Source organism: Sphingomonas sp. Leaf37, from assembly GCF_920939475.1.
GTDB lineage: Bacteria > Pseudomonadota > Alphaproteobacteria > Sphingomonadales > Sphingomonadaceae > Sphingomonas.
In genome coordinates this window covers 451,300-468,956 of the sequence record NZ_CAKLAX010000002.1, presented here as the reverse complement: position 1 = coordinate 468,956, position 17,657 = coordinate 451,300, and the positions used below count along the sequence as shown (strand labels likewise).

Annotated in this window: 27 protein-coding genes; 7 read left to right on the top strand and 20 right to left on the bottom strand. The window is 63.5% G+C overall.

From position 1 onward, the window contains the following. Positions 1-16: 16 nt before the first annotated feature. The 13 genes from LRA87_RS07595 to LRA87_RS07535 form a co-directional block, all read right to left on the bottom strand. Positions 17-1,276 (bottom strand): phage major capsid protein, encoded by a 1,260-nt coding sequence (locus LRA87_RS07595; RefSeq protein ID WP_230630685.1) that lies wholly within the window; start codon positions 1,274-1,276, stop codon positions 17-19. Positions 1,277-1,356: 80 nt separating this feature from the next. Continuing rightward, the gene (locus LRA87_RS07590; protein ID WP_230630683.1) at positions 1,357-2,079 is read right to left on the bottom strand and encodes a head maturation protease, ClpP-related; all 723 of its coding nucleotides are present in this window, start codon (positions 2,077-2,079) and stop codon (positions 1,357-1,359) included. Then, positions 2,069-3,415 carry a phage portal protein gene (locus LRA87_RS07585; RefSeq protein WP_230630681.1) on the bottom strand — a complete coding sequence of 449 codons (1,347 nt, stop codon included), beginning with the start codon at positions 3,413-3,415 and terminating at the stop codon, positions 2,069-2,071. Before LRA87_RS07585 ends, LRA87_RS07590 begins: the two co-directional genes overlap by 11 nt. Beyond that, positions 3,412-5,271 (bottom strand): terminase large subunit, encoded by a 1,860-nt coding sequence (locus LRA87_RS07580; RefSeq protein WP_230630679.1) that lies wholly within the window; start codon positions 5,269-5,271, stop codon positions 3,412-3,414. The genes LRA87_RS07585 and LRA87_RS07580 overlap by 4 nt, the downstream gene beginning before the upstream one ends. Beyond that, complete coding sequence (locus tag LRA87_RS07575; RefSeq protein WP_230630677.1) at positions 5,255-5,683, bottom strand: P27 family phage terminase small subunit; 429 nt, start codon at positions 5,681-5,683, stop codon at positions 5,255-5,257. Before LRA87_RS07575 ends, LRA87_RS07580 begins: the two co-directional genes overlap by 17 nt. A gap of 63 nt (positions 5,684-5,746) precedes the next feature. Then, a complete protein-coding gene (locus LRA87_RS07570; protein ID WP_230630675.1) occupies positions 5,747-6,073 on the bottom strand; it encodes an HNH endonuclease signature motif containing protein in 327 nt (108 codons plus the stop codon). Between the two features lie 77 nt (positions 6,074-6,150). Then, positions 6,151-6,669, bottom strand: coding sequence for a host-nuclease inhibitor Gam family protein (locus tag LRA87_RS07565; protein ID WP_230630673.1), 519 nt, complete (start codon positions 6,667-6,669; stop codon positions 6,151-6,153). Then, on the bottom strand, positions 6,666-6,830 hold the full coding sequence (locus tag LRA87_RS07560) for a hypothetical protein (RefSeq protein WP_230630671.1): 165 nt from the start codon (positions 6,828-6,830) through the stop codon (positions 6,666-6,668). Before LRA87_RS07560 ends, LRA87_RS07565 begins: the two co-directional genes overlap by 4 nt. Further along, positions 6,830-7,102: a hypothetical protein gene (locus tag LRA87_RS07555; RefSeq protein ID WP_230630669.1), complete on the bottom strand. Its 273-nt coding sequence runs from the start codon at positions 7,100-7,102 to the stop codon at positions 6,830-6,832. The genes LRA87_RS07560 and LRA87_RS07555 overlap by 1 nt, the downstream gene beginning before the upstream one ends. Before the next feature lie 138 nt (positions 7,103-7,240). Further along, positions 7,241-7,861: a hypothetical protein gene (locus LRA87_RS07550; RefSeq protein ID WP_230630667.1), complete on the bottom strand. Its 621-nt coding sequence runs from the start codon at positions 7,859-7,861 to the stop codon at positions 7,241-7,243. A gap of 12 nt (positions 7,862-7,873) precedes the next feature. After that, complete coding sequence (locus LRA87_RS07545; protein WP_230630665.1) at positions 7,874-8,236, bottom strand: hypothetical protein; 363 nt, start codon at positions 8,234-8,236, stop codon at positions 7,874-7,876. Positions 8,237-8,427: 191 nt separating this feature from the next. After that, entirely contained in the window at positions 8,428-10,674 is a 2,247-nt protein-coding gene (locus LRA87_RS07540) for a S8 family peptidase (RefSeq protein ID WP_230630663.1), read from the bottom strand. Next, positions 10,664-11,788 (bottom strand): AAA family ATPase, encoded by a 1,125-nt coding sequence (locus LRA87_RS07535; RefSeq protein ID WP_230630661.1) that lies wholly within the window; start codon positions 11,786-11,788, stop codon positions 10,664-10,666. Before LRA87_RS07535 ends, LRA87_RS07540 begins: the two co-directional genes overlap by 11 nt. Before the next feature lie 199 nt (positions 11,789-11,987). On the opposite strand from LRA87_RS07535, the gene LRA87_RS18365 reads away from it, so the two are divergent. Continuing rightward, entirely contained in the window at positions 11,988-12,116 is a 129-nt protein-coding gene (locus LRA87_RS18365; RefSeq protein ID WP_268934840.1) for a hypothetical protein, read from the top strand. Positions 12,117-12,769: 653 nt separating this feature from the next. Here LRA87_RS18365 and LRA87_RS07530 read toward each other — a convergent pair. The 7 genes from LRA87_RS07530 to LRA87_RS18495 all read right to left on the bottom strand — a co-directional run bounded on the left by LRA87_RS07530 (position 12,770) and on the right by LRA87_RS18495 (position 15,322). Next, positions 12,770-13,054 carry a hypothetical protein gene (locus tag LRA87_RS07530; RefSeq protein ID WP_230630659.1) on the bottom strand — a complete coding sequence of 95 codons (285 nt, stop codon included), beginning with the start codon at positions 13,052-13,054 and terminating at the stop codon, positions 12,770-12,772. Further along, on the bottom strand, positions 13,054-13,236 hold the full coding sequence (locus LRA87_RS07525) for a hypothetical protein (RefSeq protein WP_230630657.1): 183 nt from the start codon (positions 13,234-13,236) through the stop codon (positions 13,054-13,056). The genes LRA87_RS07530 and LRA87_RS07525 overlap by 1 nt, the downstream gene beginning before the upstream one ends. Before the next feature lie 5 nt (positions 13,237-13,241). Continuing rightward, positions 13,242-13,661, bottom strand: a complete 420-nt coding sequence (locus LRA87_RS07520; protein ID WP_230630655.1) for a hypothetical protein — start codon at positions 13,659-13,661, stop codon at positions 13,242-13,244. Positions 13,662-13,779: 118 nt separating this feature from the next. Continuing rightward, on the bottom strand, positions 13,780-14,085 hold the full coding sequence (locus LRA87_RS07515) for a hypothetical protein (RefSeq protein ID WP_230630653.1): 306 nt from the start codon (positions 14,083-14,085) through the stop codon (positions 13,780-13,782). Positions 14,086-14,096: 11 nt separating this feature from the next. After that, the gene (locus LRA87_RS07510) at positions 14,097-14,450 is read right to left on the bottom strand and encodes a hypothetical protein (RefSeq protein WP_230630652.1); all 354 of its coding nucleotides are present in this window, start codon (positions 14,448-14,450) and stop codon (positions 14,097-14,099) included. 1 nt (position 14,451) lies between these two features. Continuing rightward, positions 14,452-14,685, bottom strand: a complete 234-nt coding sequence (locus tag LRA87_RS07505) for a hypothetical protein (protein ID WP_230630650.1) — start codon at positions 14,683-14,685, stop codon at positions 14,452-14,454. A gap of 160 nt (positions 14,686-14,845) precedes the next feature. Next, positions 14,846-15,322 carry a helix-turn-helix domain-containing protein gene (locus LRA87_RS18495; protein ID WP_443024861.1) on the bottom strand — a complete coding sequence of 159 codons (477 nt, stop codon included), beginning with the start codon at positions 15,320-15,322 and terminating at the stop codon, positions 14,846-14,848. A gap of 87 nt (positions 15,323-15,409) precedes the next feature. Between LRA87_RS18495 and LRA87_RS07500 the strand changes: the two genes are divergently transcribed. The 6 genes from LRA87_RS07500 (at position 15,410) to LRA87_RS07475 (ending at position 17,647) form a co-directional block, all read left to right on the top strand. Continuing rightward, complete coding sequence (locus tag LRA87_RS07500; RefSeq protein ID WP_329958585.1) at positions 15,410-15,691, top strand: transcriptional regulator; 282 nt, start codon at positions 15,410-15,412, stop codon at positions 15,689-15,691. Between the two features lie 418 nt (positions 15,692-16,109). Continuing rightward, positions 16,110-16,595, top strand: coding sequence for a hypothetical protein (locus tag LRA87_RS07495; protein WP_230630646.1), 486 nt, complete (start codon positions 16,110-16,112; stop codon positions 16,593-16,595). Positions 16,596-16,688: 93 nt separating this feature from the next. Beyond that, on the top strand, positions 16,689-17,063 hold the full coding sequence (locus LRA87_RS07490) for a hypothetical protein (RefSeq protein ID WP_230630644.1): 375 nt from the start codon (positions 16,689-16,691) through the stop codon (positions 17,061-17,063). Continuing rightward, a complete protein-coding gene (locus LRA87_RS07485) occupies positions 17,060-17,242 on the top strand; it encodes a hypothetical protein (protein WP_230630642.1) in 183 nt (60 codons plus the stop codon). The genes LRA87_RS07490 and LRA87_RS07485 overlap by 4 nt, the downstream gene beginning before the upstream one ends. Then, on the top strand, positions 17,239-17,454 hold the full coding sequence (locus LRA87_RS07480; protein WP_230630640.1) for a hypothetical protein: 216 nt from the start codon (positions 17,239-17,241) through the stop codon (positions 17,452-17,454). Before LRA87_RS07485 ends, LRA87_RS07480 begins: the two co-directional genes overlap by 4 nt. 4 nt (positions 17,455-17,458) lie before the next feature. Beyond that, positions 17,459-17,647, top strand: a complete 189-nt coding sequence (locus tag LRA87_RS07475) for a hypothetical protein (protein ID WP_230630638.1) — start codon at positions 17,459-17,461, stop codon at positions 17,645-17,647. The last annotated feature ends 10 nt before the right edge of the window (positions 17,648-17,657 follow it).

Here is a 17,657-nt window from a genome sequence, read left to right as displayed (position 1 = left end):
CGCCGGCACACCGCTCTTACGAGGCCGAGTGCTGGTAGGCCTTCACCGGTGCGCCGGCGGAGACCAGACGACCGTCGTGGCGCGACCATGCGAGGAAACCGATCTGCCCCTTGGTCACGAACGCGCTGTCGTCGAAGCGGAACAGGGTGACGTTCATGATGTCGCGGATCAGGTACTGCGACAGATCGCCGAACACGATCGACTTCGCCGATGCCGCCATCTGCGGCATGTGCTGGTTGATCTGGTAGCGATAGCCGAGGAACGTGTCGGGCTCCTTGGTGTCGAACCCGGGCAGCCACAGCGGCCGGCCCTGCGTGTCCTTCATCTTCTTGAGCTGGCGCAGCGTGGTGTCGTGGAACATCCAACGGACGCCGGGCATCTCCCGATATGCCGGGTCGATCGAGTGCTCGAGATCGATCAGGTCGTCCGGCAGCACCGACGTCGCCTGCCCGGTCGCACCGGCCTTGCCGATGCCGGCGGCCGTGACCACGCCCTGCGGCTGCCCAGTGCCACTGCCGGTGGTGAACAGGCGGTTGGTGATGCGGGCGATGCGGGTCGCCAGCGCACGACGGGTGAAGCCTTCGATGTCGATGCCCGGACCCTGATCCTGCAGCAGCTCGAACGGGATCGCGACGATCTTCGAGCTGAACTTGTAGGCGCCGATCTGCGTGGTGCCGAAGGTGAAGTCGCCGGTGCTGGCGGCGGTGTTCTCGGGAACGATCTCGCCTTCGACAGCGGTCTCGTCCACGGTGGGCCACGGGATCGGGTTGCCGCCGGCGGTCGCCATCACCGTGGCGACTGCGCGCATGCCGCCGAACTGTGCCAGCGCCTCGAGCAGCTCTCCGCCCCAGCCGTTCGGCACGAGAAAGCCACCCTGAGCGCCGTTGGCCTGCTGGCCCGACTGCGCATTCTGGACGGTCGCGGCGCGCAGTACCTCAATGTCCTCGCGGGTCATGCCGTTGACGCCGTGGAGGATGAAGTTGCGGAACGCCGCCGAGTGGCGGTCCTGCTGCTCGCGCTGCTCCTGCGTCAGGCCGGCACGGACGCGATCGCGATTCTCGTTGGCGACGTCGGTGGTTGCCTGGTCGCCATCGATCTGCGCCTGGCGCTCGGCGCGCTCGATCTGCGCATCGATGCGATCGATCTCCGCGTAGATGCCGTCCACCTGGTTCTCGATTTCCTTGGTGAACTTGTCGCCCGTGTTGTTCTCGAGCAGGTTGCGGGCATCCTTCGCCTTGTCGGCACGCTGGTCCCGGAGCGCCTTAATGTTGATCATGAGGTCTTCCTTCAAAGAAAAAGCCCCGCGAAGGCGGGGCTCTGAGGTGCCGGGGGACCGGCGCCAGGGATGATCGGCTGCTAGGCGGCCGTTCGTTCGTAGAGGCCGAGCCGAGCAAGTGAGCGCACGCGCGGCGCGTCGTCGATCTCCGGCGGCTGTTCGGTGAGGGCTTTGGGTGCCCGGTCGTAGACGGCGAGGTTGAAGGCGCGGGCGTTGGCACCGGCGCTGGCCGCGGTTGTCGGCAGGATGCTGTCGCAGAAGCCGGCCGCGACCGCTTCCTCGGCGCTGAACCAGGTCTCGGCCTTCATCCAGGCGGCGATCTCGTCGGCCGACTTGCCCGACTTGCCCTGGTATGCCGCGACGATCGCCGCATCGACTTTGTCGAGCAGCGCGGAGGCGTCGCGCAGATCATCCGCGTTACCCATCATCCACGTCCAGCCCTTGTGGATCATGTAGAAGCCGCCCTCGGCGATCTCGACGCTCGACGCGGCCAGCGCGAGCACCGACGCGGCCGACGCAGCGAGCCCATCGATCTTGGCAGTGATCGTCGCAGGATGGCCGACGAGCTGCGCCATCATCGCGCGACCTTCGAAGACGTCGCCGCCCGGGCTGTTGATCCGCAGCACGATATTCGCGGCCGTGATGCCGGCCAGCGCCTTCGCAAGGTCGGCCGCCGACACCCCCCAATAGGGATCGATGATGTCGTAGATATAGATCGTCGCGGTATCGTCGGCGACCTCGGCACGGATGCCCGCGCCTTTGCCGGTGTTCGCCTGCGCGAGGTTGAAAAGCTTACGATGCATCGCTGGGATCCTTGCTGGGCACGGCCGGCTCATCTTCCGCATCGCCGCCGGCACCGGCCGGCTGCGGCACAGGCTCGTCGCCAGTCGGCTGGTAGACGGTGTCGCCGCCCTCGATCGGGGGCTGGTTGACGAGACGGCGCGCCTCGTTCTGGCTGAGCCAGCCGGGCAGCTGGTTGCCGCCGAGTGCTGCGCGCAGATAAGCGGCAATCGCTTTGCTATCGCCGGACCGGAGGAAGTCGTCGTTCCACCAGACGAAGAATTCGGGGAGCTTTGCGCCGACGACAGGAAACAGCTTGCGCGACCATTCGCCGGCGATGCGCACCTTGTGCGGCAGCATCGTCCACTGGTCGAAACCGATGCGCTGCTGCTCAACGCCGGTGCCCCAGTTGGATGTGCCGGACGTTTCCCCCGCCATGTTGGGCGGAACGCCATAGATCCGGCAGACGTCGACGACCGAGTACTGCAGCAGCTCGAGCAACTGTGCGTCCTTGGCGGTGACGCTGACCTGTTCCCATTTCACGCCCTTCTCGAGGAGAAGCGGGTTGTGAGCATTGGCGACACCCTGCGCTCGTTTGCGCAGGTAGGTCTTGAAGTCTGCGCGCTGCTCCTTGCTCACGCCCTCTGGAAACGAGAAAAAGTCGTTGGTCAGGAGGCCGCGTTCGAACTGCCCGGCCTCATAGTCGCGCGCGGCAAGGCTGATCCCGACCGACTGCGCATGATGCGAAATCGGCGAGAGCGCACGCATGCCGTCAGCGCTTAGCCCCGGCCCTTTGAAGTGTAGAACGTAGGAGGCGTGATGATCCTCGGTCGATCCGTCCTCGTTGGTGAAGCGATACCAGATCGAGTTGTTGGCCGATCGGAATGGATAGACACGGCCGGGGAAATAAAAGTCGACCGACGTCATCGCGCCATTCCGCGCCTGGCGGATCAGACCATAGCCATTGCCTCGCAGCAGCAGCTGGATGGCGATGTTCTCGACGAACACCGGGCCGGTCATCTCCACGTTCGGCTCGTGGATGAGGAACCGCTCGTACGGGTGGCCGTAGACCCGGATCGGCTCGCCTTTGGCTGTCATGCGATAGACGCCCAGCTCCTGCGTCATCAGCGCGCCTGCGATCAGGTTGACGCACCGCCACACCGCGGTCGACCGCATCGCAGTCTCGGGCGTGACGACGACGCCGGCGGCCTGCTGGCCGACGCCGAACCAGTCGATGGCCATCGGTTCGCCACCGGTAAGCACGCCGACGCTGTCGGTGGTCGCGGCCTGAACAGGCGCGGCGCCGCGCGACTGCGCTTCCGCCGCGCGCGCCGACAGCTTGTAACCGTCAACGCTCATGCGTCGGCCTCGTCATCGTCGACGACGTCGCCATCATCGTCGGCCGCATCGATATCGACGAAGTAGGAGCCCTCATACCTGTCTCCCTTCAGCTCTGTGTTGTCGGCAGCGCCGGCGCCCATGGCGCAGGTGACTAGGCCGTCGATGCGGCCGCGTGACTTCTTCTTGTCGAAGCAACGGTTCTTCAGGCCGTCTTCGCGGATCTCAGCGTTGCCGGCGCACCAATAGGTGATCGGCGAGGCGTCGATGACGATCGTTTCCTGGAGGATCCTGTCCTCGAACCGCTCGATCGACTTCGGCATGCAATATTGCCGATCGTCGAACTTCACGAGCGGACCCTGCGCATGGCTGACCAGCTTCAGACCGTCGCCAGCCGGCTTGTTCGGTCCCTCGTAGCGCCAGACGGAGAACCCGTTCTGCTCACAAGCGGTCTCGAAATCCGCCATCTTCGCCGGATCGAACACCAGCTCGACGACGTCGTACGTGGCGTCCAGCTCGGCCACCTGCGCCGCGACGAAGGTGTAGTCGATCGTGGTACCCGGGGTGGCGGTCAGCCAGCCAAGCTCGACCCATTCGGGATAGGGCGCGTTATCGGCGCTCGCCCTCTCATCGAGGCGCTCCGCAACCGTCCAGTACCAGGTCTTCTGCCACAGCACGCCATCGCCATCGCGCCAGGTGGCGGTCAGCGCCGTCAGATCGTTCTTCTTCGACAGGTCGAGACTGAGCCAGCATGGGCAGCCCTGCAGCGCTTTCAGATCTTCCGGCGTCAGCACCTGCTGCACCGCCGCCCATCGATCCTCTGCGATCCAGAAGTCGACCGCCCCAGTCGGGATGCCGAAGTACAGCCGCTTGATCGAGGCGGCCTCCGACGGCTTCGTCAGGGCCGTGATCACCTCTTCGCGGATGTTCGCGACCGGGTAGGTGATGCCGATAGCCGGCAGCGACTTTCCCCAACACGCCTCGTTGGTCAGGACCGTGTCCCGATCTCTTTTATCGACCCGCGCCACGAACGCGAAGGCGGTCTCGTCCTTCTTCAGGCCTTTGGCGATCGCCTGATAGGTTTCGGAATATTCCGTCCCGACAAGCTGCGACGTTGCCGGCGTATTAGATCCCATCAGCAACATCGCCGAGCCGGCGACTTTGGTGATCGCCCGCCGCCAAGTCACCAGCTGCGCTGCTGACCGGAATTCGTGGATTTCATCAGCGAGTACTAGGCGCGGGCGGGGACCCGACTGGTTGAGCCCGTTGGCGAGGGGAAGAAAGAACGACTGCGACGTCGGATGCTCGATCTTCCAGACGTTGTCGCCCTCGCCGCGCAGCACGACATGGCCCTCGGTTTCCAGAGTGTCGCCGTCCTCGTAACCTGGGACCTGCGCCCGACACATGGCGGCCGCATCTTTGAACAGGACGTTCGCCGTGTTCTTGTCGCCGCCGATCGCATAGACCGGCGCGCGCGGGAAACCGCACCAGCCCATGACGTAGAGGCCGAGGCCGCCCATCATCGGCGACTTGGCCTGCCCTTTGCCGGTCTCGACGTATCCGGATCGGAAACGCCAGCGAGCTTCGGGTGTGACCCACCCCATCAGCGATCCCACGATGAAGACGTGGTACGGCAACAGGTGGAACGGCTTACCGGCGGCCGGGCCATCGGTGATCGTAAACACCGAAGGGAAGAAGTCGATCGCGCGCTGCGCCAGCTCCGGCCGCCAGTGATAGTCGCGCAGATCCCGGAGGTCGCGCAGGTGACGTTCGGCTGCGTAGCGGACGAGGTCGCCGACAACGAAATCGCCGCGGACCGCCGCCTCCGCCCAGGCGGTGGTCGGATCGCCCGGTGCCGCGCTACCCCTTCGGGCCAAGGAACGCGTCAGCGCCGGCGGTGCGAGTGCGCTGCTTCGCGACCTTGGCGACCTTGCCGCGGCGACCAGGCGTCAGGCCGAGCAGACCCTCCAGGCGCTCGGCGGTGTTCTCCGCCTCGCGCATCGCCTTGTAGTGGATCGACAGGCGGGCAATCGCCTTCGGGTTCTCGACGTTGGGTTCGTCGACCAGGCCGCCGGCACCGACCTCTTGCGAGCAACGATCGTAGATGACGTAGGCGAGCACCAAGCGCTGCAGGGCGTGGCCGTTCGACGACGACAAGATCTCGCGGTCGCGCATCTCCGCCGTGATGCGCTTCCAATGTGCAGCCGCAACACGGCGCTCGGCCGCATCCGGCAGCAGCACCGTCCATTTTGGTTCGGCGACAATGGCGTCGGCCCTCGGCTTCGTCATCGCGCCCGCCCTTTCCGACCTGAACTTTTTGGTCTGGAATTGTTCGCACCGCGCATGAAGCCACTACGCGGTGTCCGGCAGGTCAGCCGGCTGACTTTCGACCCCCCGGGGGGGTGTCGGCCGCCGCGGCGACCGCGCCGGCGCTGCCACCGAGGTCGGCCCCGCCCCGGTGCCGTTCCACGGGTGCTCGCGGTCGATCGGTCGCCCATCCCGCGTCACCCCGCGCTCGCTCCGCGCCACGGCGAAGCCGAACTGCTCGATCGTCACCAGACGGTGATGCGGGTCGCAGAGGTTGCGGGTGTTGTCGTCGGTGTCGGGGCCGTGGTGCGCCAGTGGCACGATGTGGTCGACGATCGTCGCCTCGCGGGTCCGTCCCTCATCGAGGCACATCTCGCAGAGGCCGTTGGTTCGCTTCAGCCGCCGTAGCCGCTGGGCCTGCCCAGCCCGCCCGCGGAGGCGAGCGGTGGTCAGGCGGTGACCGTGCCGGATTGATCGGCACGGTCGAGGATGAACGTCTCGATCGGCGTGGTGACGCCGAACCCCAGCGCGCGCAGCTTGTCACCGTCCTTGCCGGCGAGCGCCGTCTTCACCGCGGCCTTGTCGACACTCGGCTTGACCCGGACGTACGCCTTGGACCAGCGCGCCGCCTGCAGGGTGGAGGCGGCCAGCTCGTCGTTACCCAGCGCGAAGGTGACCGACGTCGATCCTGTCTTGCTGCCGATGACGCAGCCGCCCAGCTCCATCGACTTGCGCTTTGTTGGCAGCAGGGTCGCTGCGTTGCGGCGCCACCAAGGCTCCAGCTGTTCACGGATCGCCGTCATCTCATCGACGATCGGCACCGTGATGCGGTCGGCCGCGGTGTTCGCCGCGGTGATCGCATCGTTGCGTGCGACGTCGGCGAGCGCCAGTTCGGTACCCAGAGCGGCGTAGCGCTCGATCAGCGGGGTCGCCTGGTCAACGGGCGCATTGATGCGGAGCTTCGTCATGCGGCTTCCTTCAATGGCTGTGCGCCCTGCACCAGCGCGATGGTTTCAACGGGAAGGCTGCGCAGGATCTCGCGCACCAGACTGATCGGGAAGCCGACCAGCGCATCGTCCGGGTGTCCGGCATCGACAGCGCGTTGGAGCTGATCGCGCGGGATCGCCATCACCAGCCCGCCCGCGTGCCGTCGGCACTCACCCAGGCCGGCGGGTTGACCGGCCGGGCGCCGGCACCGCGGAATAGTGCGACGAGGTCGCGCGCGATGTGCTGCGCCATTTCCTCGAGTTCATGCAGCTCGGCTGCCGGAATACGATCTGCGCCCAGCCGCGCCCGTTGGGTCAGCTCATCGAACCGCGGTGTGATGCGTTCGAGCTGATCGGCCAGGTTCGGGCGTGGCTGGGCGGGCCGCTGTGCAGGTTGAGGAGCATCGTGACGCATGCCAGATCTCCTGTTGGGCGACCGGCGCATCCTTGGGGAGGAGAGCGGCGATCAGGCACAGCTGTGGCGGGGTCGTTTGTGCCGCTTACGTGACCGCTTTTGCAGGTGACCTTAGGGGAAGTTCCCCAAAGGGAACCCCTAGCAGCGCTGCCATCGGTCGAGCGCGGTGACGAGGATCGATCGCGCGCGGCGGTTCGACAGTCGCCACCGCCGGGCTGCGGCCGTCACCGCCACGTCGTCGACGACGATCGCCAGCACCATCGGCGCGTGCACGCCAGTTGCTTCGCGCCAGCGCTGATAGGTGCGCTGCTGGATCACCGCCGCAATCGGAACCGCCTCCGCCGCGTTCGGGCCGCCGCCCGGGTTGCGATCGCCCCATCTGGCGGTGCGCACCGTCACCTCGGCCGTGATCGCGGCGAACGCCTCGGCGATCTTCTCGGCCGCGGCGAGCTGGTGCGCATCGATGGCACCGGTGCGTACCAAGCGCAGCAGCGCGCCTTCGCGACCAGCGCTGACGGCTGCATGCTCGTGCGTCTCCGCCGTACCGTTGGCCTTGTGCGACCAGCGCTCCTGCAGCTGGACGTGCTCCTCGACGCCGTCGACCAGCTGCTGGCCCGCATCGCGCAGTCGCTGTTTCTCGACCTTCCACTCCTGCTTGCTCATCCCGGCAGGTTTACGCGGCAGCGCCGGCGCCGGCCGCGGCCGACCGAGAACAAGGTGGGAGACGCGCTGAAGCTCCCGTTCGGTGGTGATCGTCATGTGAAGCCCCGGCTAATTATGGTCGGGAACATGCTCGATGATGGCCACGAGCGGGAGATGACCTTGTGGTAACGGCACCGCGTCGAAATCGCTGTCCATGCGAACGCCCGCTGCACGCAGGCGTTCAGCAATATGCTGCTCCATAAGGCCAGGAATGCTGATCCCGCGCTGTGCGCCGGCAGAGCGGCTGATCATCTGGTCCAGCGAGAGCTTTCGGACCAGAGCCTTCGCCCGAGTATCGCTGACGCCAAGCGCCATGGCTATCTCGTTCATCGCCGGGCTTCGCCCTTCGCGCAGGATGTAGCGCTTGATGAATTCGTAGGCTTGCTGCTTTCGGCTCGGCTGCGCCGCCAGCACTTCGACGTGTATTCCCATTCTGCCCCCGACACCCGCGAAGAGAACATAGGGAGAATCGGATTACTTCGCCAGCAGCGCAGTTCGCGGCGGAGGTACCCTCCGCCGCTCCCACGGTGTTCTGCCTGTTAATAGGCAAGCGATACCCACTGACCGGCAGCCGGCACCCACATCCCGGTCACGCGGCGACGTGCGACAGCCGCCCTGGGGTACTAGCCGCGCGGTCGAATTGGGATGTCGACCTGGGGCCGCATGGCCTGCAATCTCCCCGCGTACGATCGGATAATTCGGTTGTAGAGATCATTCGAGCCACGCTCGCTAACCGTGACGATAAGGGCGTACTGAACTCCTTCACTACGAGGCGCTGCCTGACCATTGGCCCGCGCCAGATGCTCGATATCAAAAACAGGCTGGTCCAGGGTTGTCGGATTGTATGTGTGCGCCGCCTTTAGGACAGCTTCCCATCGCTGCGCATCATCCCGCAGGACCTGTTCTGTTTCGAATAACGCAGATTTGCCAAAGAAACCCTTGGCCTCGTGGACAGAGCGTTCCTTATATTCGCCCTTGATCTTTGTATAACCGGGGTGACCGACGGTCTTAGGTCTGAACGCAATCCCTACACCTGTGCGCGTATAATTAATTGCATCTTCCGGGTCGACACCGGTGGCAGTCACAAAGGTTGCGCGAAGACTTACCTTAGCCCCAAAGCCGTCAGTCGGAACAGGTAGTAAGAAGCGACGATATCGGGAAGGCTCAAGTATACCTTGATACACCACAGTGGCCTCTCCGGGCCGGCAAGTCGCAATATCGTCTAGAAGCTTGGGTAAGCGGCCCCAACCTACATCGATTTGAGCGTGTTCGCCACATTCCGCGTGATGGACCAACAGCGCCTTCAACGCCACCGGACTCAACTGCGTGCCGAAGAGCGCTCGCAGGCCTAAGCCGAGCCGAGCAGCCGCTGGTGCGGCAAAGCTGGTTCCAGTCACGCCGCGTGCAATCCCTGCCCCATCCGCTGCGAAAAATAGCTCTTCCTCTGATCCTCCAAAAGCGAGAATATCGGGCTTGACCAACCCTGGACTTCTACCCGGACCTCGAGCGCTGTACTCCGCTCGAGACCAGCCCACGCCGGATTGACAGGCGGCACCTACCGCAAGGACGTTCACTCCATCTGAAGCTGGCTGGATCCTGCACAGTCCAGCCTCTAAATCCAAGTCACCATTGTTACCCGCCGCTGACACTACTAACGTTTTACCAGAAGCGGCGAATTGATCGAGCCTAGAGGTCCAAACGTGAACATCGTCATCAATCAGTGCTTCATCTGGCCCAATTGAAAGGTTCACTACCTCATAGGAATTCTGTTCGAGAATATCCATGATGCGGTCGAGGGTGGTCATGAGCTCAAAGTCATCGCCGTCGCTGTCAAGAACGCGCCAGTGATCGATGTTCGAGTAAGGCCTCGTTGGTTCGTCGCCCGCCGCAAGGGGGCCATATAGCATCGCGCTGGTCACCTGAACGCCATGCCTTAGGCCCATGGCGGTCGGCCTGCCGATTCCGGGTGCATCCTTGCAAACAACACACGCCGGGAACGGATGATCGCTTGGCAGCCCTCCATCGAAGACGGCGGCCCGTAATTCCGTATCGACTGGAAGGTCGTTCGAAAACGCGATCGGGAAGGTCGCCGCGGTAGATGTGGCTCGCATCTCTATGTCGCGAAAAGATAGCTGCGCCATCCTTCGCACCGTGCGCAGGAAGCTAAACCTCGCCATGGCGCCGACTGCTTCACGAGAAGCGTGAAACCCAAGAAATGCTAGGCCGCCGACCTGTTGGCGACGAGAGAAATCAGCGCTGATACCCAACTCGCGGCACCACTCGTAAAAACCGCGCAGTACGTCGTCGCCCCAAACCTCTGAAGTATCAGCGTGCAATACGACTTCCAGCGGAGGCATTGCGTCGTCGCCGGCTATCCGCCCTATACGGTCTGTTCCCATCGCGTTGATATGCTCAATGCGCCGAAAATCATCCTGCACACCTGGTTCGGCTGCGAGTACCAAGCGGCTGAGTGACGCAAGCCGCCTCCGGCTACCGGCTACGAACAGCTCCGGTGCCACCAGCGGTTGAGAAGGTGCCTCCTTCTGCGTCCACTTCGACGGCATAACACGCCGTTCTCTGCTGCCGACCTGCCGAAGCCCAAGCCCGTTAAGCAATCGCGTTGGATGGTATGACTTAGCGAGGTAACTAGGGTGCAACGTCAACGAAATTACAGCTTCGTCATTCGGACACGCCAGTCGCGGCAGATCTTCTACTGCAGCCTGAACGATGTTCATCTCTGGCGAAAGCCGCGAGAACGCCTCGTCGAACGTATAGGGATGCGCCTTTTCGCCGCCTCCGGATTTTAACGAGATCGGCTGAACCAGCGTTTCGCCCCGCCCAATCAGGTAATTGATAGGACTAGCCATCATTCTTCTCCTCGAATGGCCTCGCCCGGCGAATCGTATCGCGCGACAGACCTGTTAGGTCAGATATTTGTCGTTGCGACAAACCTGCCGACTCTAATTGAACACTTACCCTCTTCAAGGCGGCTTTTGGAAGGTGACGCACCTCGTTTTGGATTGACTCAATGAGCCGCTCTGAAATGGATTGCTTTGCAAGCAATGCATGCCGCCGCAAGCTCCTGACGTGCCGAGCCACGTCGCTGAACGACTTACCCTCGTACAAACTCGCCAGAGCGTTCGACCAAGTAGGTGCGACATCATCGCCGAGCTCGACCCTGATGAGATCCTCAAGCTGGCCCGACGCCGGGATGTCAAACTCAGCCACGACGTCAAATCGCCGCCAGACAGCAGGATCCAGGAGTTCGCCGTGGTTAGTTGCAGCGATGAGCAATCTGTCAGAAGGCCAGAGATCGATTTCTTGAAGGATGACGGTAACGAGCCGTTTTAGCTCCCCTACTTCAGTGTCGTCGTTGCGCCGCTTCGCGACAGCATCAAATTCGTCGAGCAGCAGCACGCAGTCCTGATTTTTAGCGTACTCCAACACCGATTTGAGATTCGTGCCGGTCTTGCCAAGAAGGCTGCTCATCACGCTGGCTAGGTCCAATGTGAAAAGTGGCTTATTTAGTCGTTGCGCTATCCAATGAGCCGTCAACGTCTTTCCCACTCCGGGCGGTCCCGTGAATAGTAGCGTGCGAGACGGCTCAAGATCAGCATCTGCTAGCTCCTGGATCCTTTCCCGCTCCAGAATTACCTGCTCAATCTGGCTTGCTATCGCTACATTTAGCAGCGGCGGATAAGGTACTGTCGGAACGGCGTCGACACGAAGTAGATCAAGCCGACTTTCCGCATCGACCGGAACCAGACGATTGGCAGATGATCTTCCAGCAGTAGCTGCAGATCGCGCGGTGGCACCGGCTGCGGCCAGCTCGCGCAGCTGAGAAGAGGCATCTGGGAATTGTTTCGATAGTAGACGGGTAAGGCGCCGTACGTAGGCCTCTACGTCGCGCTTCTCCCCCACCAGCGCGATCCGCGCCAAGTGGACTAAATTATCTACTAAATTCTGATTTTCGTCCGTGCGCACCTAGGCCCCATCCACATTAAGGGGCGAACCCTGCCCCTAGGACCTTAGTACGGTGGACTAGTTTTATATGCAAGTGGGACAATTTAGTCCACCGACGTCGATTGAGGGTTGCCAGCCATGCTCCCGTGAAGCACATAGGTGTGGTTCAAGGATGGTCCTTGAGCGTCCGAGTCCGAGATCAATCGGCTGGAGAAGTGAAATGAAGATCGGTCGCAATGCCAGCACCGGTCGCTTCGCTCCGGTTCCGACCGCACGCCGGAACGCCTCCACCTATGTGGTGGAGACGATCAAGCGGCCGGGATCACCGAAGCCTCCGAAGAAGCGCTAAACGGATCTGCCGCGCAAGCGGTAGACCACGGAGCCGGTTCAGCTTGGCGGTTTGAGCCGGCTCCACACTCGTATGACCGACCTACCCCCGCAGCAAGCATTCTTTGCGTACCTCGCTCCTTTCATGGGCAAGGACAGCCAACTCGTTCGCGCGATCTAGCGGAGCACCATTTACCGGTTCCGGTGGATGCTCACGGCGGAGATACCCTCCGCCGCGTGTTCGTCAGTACCGCGGAAATCCGCAGTTTCTTGATCGTGTTTTGATCGAGATACCCGCCTGATACCCGCTCAACGTCGCATCCACGGCGGGGCCGAGGGGCGGCTATACGCCGGGAAGCTTCGCGCGAACTCCATCGACCATGACACCGCGCGTGCCAGTGCTGCCTCCGCGGTTGGCTCTTCCACCGCGAAGAGTGGGCAAGGCCCCTGCCGAATTCGATCGACGACCGGATAGCCGGACGAAACCGTCGCACGCCACGTCGAGCCCGATCTGCGCACGCCCCATTCGAATTCGAAATTCTTCGCCTCGCACAACTCAGCCAAGGGCGCGACAAGCGCTTCCAGGGCGACAGGGTCCACGGTCGTCATGCACCGCATGTTCCACGTCTGTTCCAGTCCGCGCAAGAGCCGGTCGACGCCTGGCCTACCCGCCGGTCAGTCCCCGTCAGGCTCCAGTATCCCGAAGGTCAAGCCGATAACCACGAAGCCGAAAAAGACCATCATGGCCGCCGTCTGCCAATCCACATCGTAGGCTCTCACGAGCCACACCAGTATAGCAGCGGCCACGAACAGGCCAGCGAGGGCTATGCCGATACCGATTTGCCGACTGGCCTCGACGCGATCGCCGCCACCGATGACGATCGTATCGACACGCGCGCGCCTGTTTCCGCCATGCATGCCGTCATTTTCCGAGCTGCGATGACGATGGTACTGCCGCATCACTTGCTCTTTCTTCCCAGCACCGCGCTTGTCAAAAGCACGGTACCATAAACGAACAGCGTTTTGGGATCGGTTTCGGGCAGCAGGTTATTAGCGGCGTCCATGATACCCGCGATGTAGGAGGCCGAACCTAGCCCGAGCAACACTGTCTTCCGTTCGGCCGGATTGAGGCTGGTCTTCATGAGAGTCAACTCGCCACGAGCGTCGCCGGCGCATCGGCTTTCAGTATCCCCAACAGCTTGAGCGTACATTGCGGATCATCGACCGTGGCCTCCTGGGCAGGCTTCACGTCGTAATAATGCGCGCACTCGATCTCGTATGTCCCGTCTTTAACGAACACGGGTGCCACCACATCGCGGTCGATGATCTTCTTGCCGACCTTCTTCGTAACCGAGATCACCAGGAAGTGCGGCTGACGCGTGACGTCGGTGGTCCCAACAAGCTTGTATTTCTGCACACGAGTGAATGTGACATCGCCCAAGCTGGGATAGGAGTTGCGATCCTTGGTTTCGGGCGATCCGGTCGCCGTCAGCGTATAGGCATAAGTCTGTTTGGCCTCGGTGCCCGGCTGAGCGCAGGCGACCAAGGTAAGGCTCGCACCAACCACGAACAATACTCCTCTAAACACTCCGCAATTCCCCCTCTAAAAACGTAGTCATCAGACCGACCCCCCGGTCCGTCAGCCGCAACTCACCCTTCGCACCCCTCACCTAGTGACCAACTGCTCATGCCGCACTGACTGTCGGCGCTGCAATCCAGTCGCGCTCCGTTCGGCCGCGTCGAACATCGTCACCGGCCATGGTAAGTGCGACCACGCGAGCGGCGACCGGCCCGATCTGTACACGCGAGGTCTCGATCAGGCCGGCTGTCTCGAGCCGTTCCAGCAGCGGCACGAACGCAGCTTGCGATATGGCAAGCCCGAGCTCGGCCAATGCTTCGATCAAAGCCTCATCGTTCCCCGTCACGTCCAGCAGTTCGAGCAGCGTGCGTGCACGGATCGACTCCACGACATCCGAAGTGGGGCTGTTCAATCGAGCCATCCTCAGAACCAGTCCAATCCGAGTGCCTTGGCCATTTCATTTGGCTGCGCATCACCCAGAGCTGCGGCGTAATGCTCGATCGAAAGCAGGGCCAACTGCCTCGCCCGCTCGACCGGGGGATGGTTTTGCGGAGCGCCCATTGGAAGGCTCGACAGCTCCACCTTCAATCCGTGCACATGGACCCTGACTTCATTGTAGGCACGATCGACGGCCGGTGCCGACACGACATAGGCGTGAGCATTATGCAGCTGGGCAAGCGCGTTGCCGATCAGGTGCTTCGCATCAAATGAGGTCGCGCGCGCCACCGCCGATCGAGCGCCGTCGACGAACGACTCTAAGGTGACGGGCGCAGCCACTCTACAGTCCCATCTGCGCCATTAGGGCGCGCTGAGCCGAGGTGGAGCGCTGGAGCGTCTCCAGATCGCTACCCTCAGGTATGGTCTGCGCGTTCATGGCGTCGGACATGTCGAGCATAGTTCGCGCCGCCGTAGATTGTCCCGAGGTGATGAGGGCGGCACCAATCGCGCCGATCAGATTGGCTACGGCTTGAACGCCGACGTTGTGGCCTCCGTCACTCAAACTGCCCCCCATTAAATGCCCCCTGATTCTGCGCGTGTGAATTTCGACAGCTACGCTGTCGTTAGATCTCGTGAGCCGTCCGCCCAGGAGACCTGCCGTTTGCCCCAACCTTTGCGTCGCTCCACGCCCGGCTGCAGCACTGGGTGCATCCCGTGCGACATCGTCTGCGCTGTCATGACTGCGGTTCATGCACAGGAGTGGGAGGAACTTCAGCAGCAGCTGGTTCCGACGTCCCGACAGCGCTCCCCGCCGGGATCAAATCGCGCAGTTGCGAAAGCCCGATCGGCAGACGGCGCGCGAGCAGTAGCGCCCTCTCGTCTAGGTCTGCGTCGTCCGGCATCATCCGGAGCAGGGCCTCGAACATTTTCGCCAGCGCATTCTCCGGCGGAAGAACAACCTCCAGCATGATCCTTGCGGGTCGAGGGGGCGGCGGAGGTGGAGCGCCTACGTCGGGATCGTCGATCTCGCCCGCCAGATACGCCGGCGTCGTTCCGAGTTCGCGCGCAATGACGTGAAGGTGTTTGGTACCGTAGCTGGCCCCACTAATCAGCTTATAGATTGTCGCCTGCGCAACTCCAACGCGACGTGCCAACTCGGATTGCGACAACCCTCGCTGTTCCATCAGATCTCGGAGTCGCTCGCGATTCACCACAGCAGGATTGCTAAACGCGTCGGTGTAGATGGCGATGTACGATTCCGTCTTGCACGGCTAAACCTTTCCGTTTAGCTCGGCAGTATGGATTCTTGCTCGGCCACCGATCAGATGAAGGCAGTCGCAGAAGCCGTTGAGGCCGCAGGGTCTCAATCCGCGCTCGCTCGTCTGATCGGTACCACACAAGCAACCGTTTGGAAGTGGTTGAACAAAGGGCTTCCGATCAAGCCAGAACTCGTTTTGGCGACTGAAGCTGCCACTGGTATTAGTCGCCACCGCCTCCGCCCAGACGTCTACGGTCCGACGCCTACGGTCGCTCCGATCCCTACTCGCCCCGGCACCGGCGACATGGAGATCGCCCGGTGATCTCCGGCGCAGACACCCTTTCCCAGTTCGACCGCTCGCAGACCGGTCGGAGCCCGCGGGCATCACGCAACCCGACGGCATGTAGTCTGCGCGCTCCCAAGGCGAGCATCGGCGCCGGCCTCCCTCCCTGTTCGGCCGGCGCCGATCAAGCGCTTGGCGATCCATTCGCGCGGCCGCCGGCGGGCCGGCCGGGCGATCACCTGGGGGTGCCTGCCGGGGCCGCCCGGTTGCCCGCCACCCACTCGAATCGGGCGGCGGGCCGCCCCGTGCCGCTGCGCGTCCGACCGCGCGCGCCAAATGCCGTATGGGAGCAATCATCGGCAGCCCGCACCTTTCACCATGTGTCCGGTACTTCTCGTGCCAGCGGCGTCGCGTCACGTCTGCATCGATCGACGCAGCGCTTCTGCGCAGGCGCCGCATGACGATCGAGCGCGAACCCGTGACGATCGAGGACCGGCTGCGGCTGGTCTATGGCACGCTGAAGATGGAGCGCGTCATGGCGCTCACTGGCAAGTCGGAGGGCTATCTGACCGCCCTCACCTTGCCGAGCCGTCGTGAGACGCTGTCGATGCTGCTCGCCGAGCAGCTGGATCTCGAATACCACCGGGTCACCGGTCAGGGCTTCCCGCTGTACGAGGCACTCGGCCTCCGGCTGGAAACCGCCGGCGCCGGCCGATTCGCCGAAGCCGCCGTGATCGCGCAGCTCGCCCGCCAGTTCGCCAAGGAAGGCGGCGAGGCGATTGCCGCGATGGTGGACGCCGCGATGAGCAGCGGCGATCCGGACACGCTGAAGAAGACCCTGCGCGAACTCGAAGACGCGGACCGCCTGAACAACCTGTCGATCACGGCGGTACGCCAGGCACTGGCACACGCACGCGACGGTCCCCCGCCCCCGCCGGACTGACCGGCACCCCACCGAACCCACCACCGCCAGCCCTGCCGCCCCGTCGACCATCGTCGCCGGGAACGGCTTTTCGCATGCCCGGAGGCCGCCGAGATGTCGAACGTACTGTCCCGCTTCGTCGATGCCGCACTGACGATCGCCGCCACCGCGGTGCCGACGATCAGTCCCGGCAAATACGTCCAACTCCGCCGGCAGGCGCTGGGCTTGTCGCTGGAGGACGTTGCCCTGTTGCTTGCCAGTACTCCGATGGTGCCGGCCTTTCGTCGTGTCGAATGGCTGGCCTCGATCGAGGCGGACCTGACGCCGCTGTCGCTGCCGACGATCATCGCACTGCACGACACGATCCGCATCGATTTGCGCGTGCTCGCCTACTGGATGGCAGTTGCGGAAGGCGCCCGACCGTCGCTGGTCGACGTGATGTTCGCTGCCGGCATCGAGATCCCGACCGGGCTGGACGATGCCGCATGAAGGCCCTCCGCATCGCCCAGGCGATTGGCGCGCTGCTCTGCACCGCCGCCGTCGCGCTGCTGCCCTACGGCTATCTGCGCCTGCCGATCGCGATGCTCTGCATCGTCTGCCTGATCCTGTTCGCCAGCGTCGACGCCCTCCGTGGCGTGACGGTCACCCCAACAAGGAAGTCCAAATGAGCCAGACCACGCCGGTCATGCGCTATCGGCCGACCGAAGCGCGCCCCTATGCCGTCGAGCTGCACCTCGATGGCTGCAGCTGCACCGAATGCTCGCCGCCCCTGCCGCTCGCCAAGCTGACGATCGGCGGCATCATCGTCGGGAACGCCATCGCGTTCGCATGGGATGCGCACGGCGCGTGGCAGGCGCTTCGCGCCACCGTGGGCCTGTGATGCAGTGGCTGACGGCATCGGGAGCGGCGACCGCGTCCTCTATCAGGGGATCGGCCAGCGCCGGGGAAAACAGGCTGACGTCCTCACCGCGCGCCGCGACTTCGCCAGCGTGCGTTTCGACGATGGTCTTGCCGTCCTCTGCCGGTCGGTCGACCTCCTCTGCGTCCCCCGCCGCCCGCCCGCAATGTTCTAGCGCGACGAGG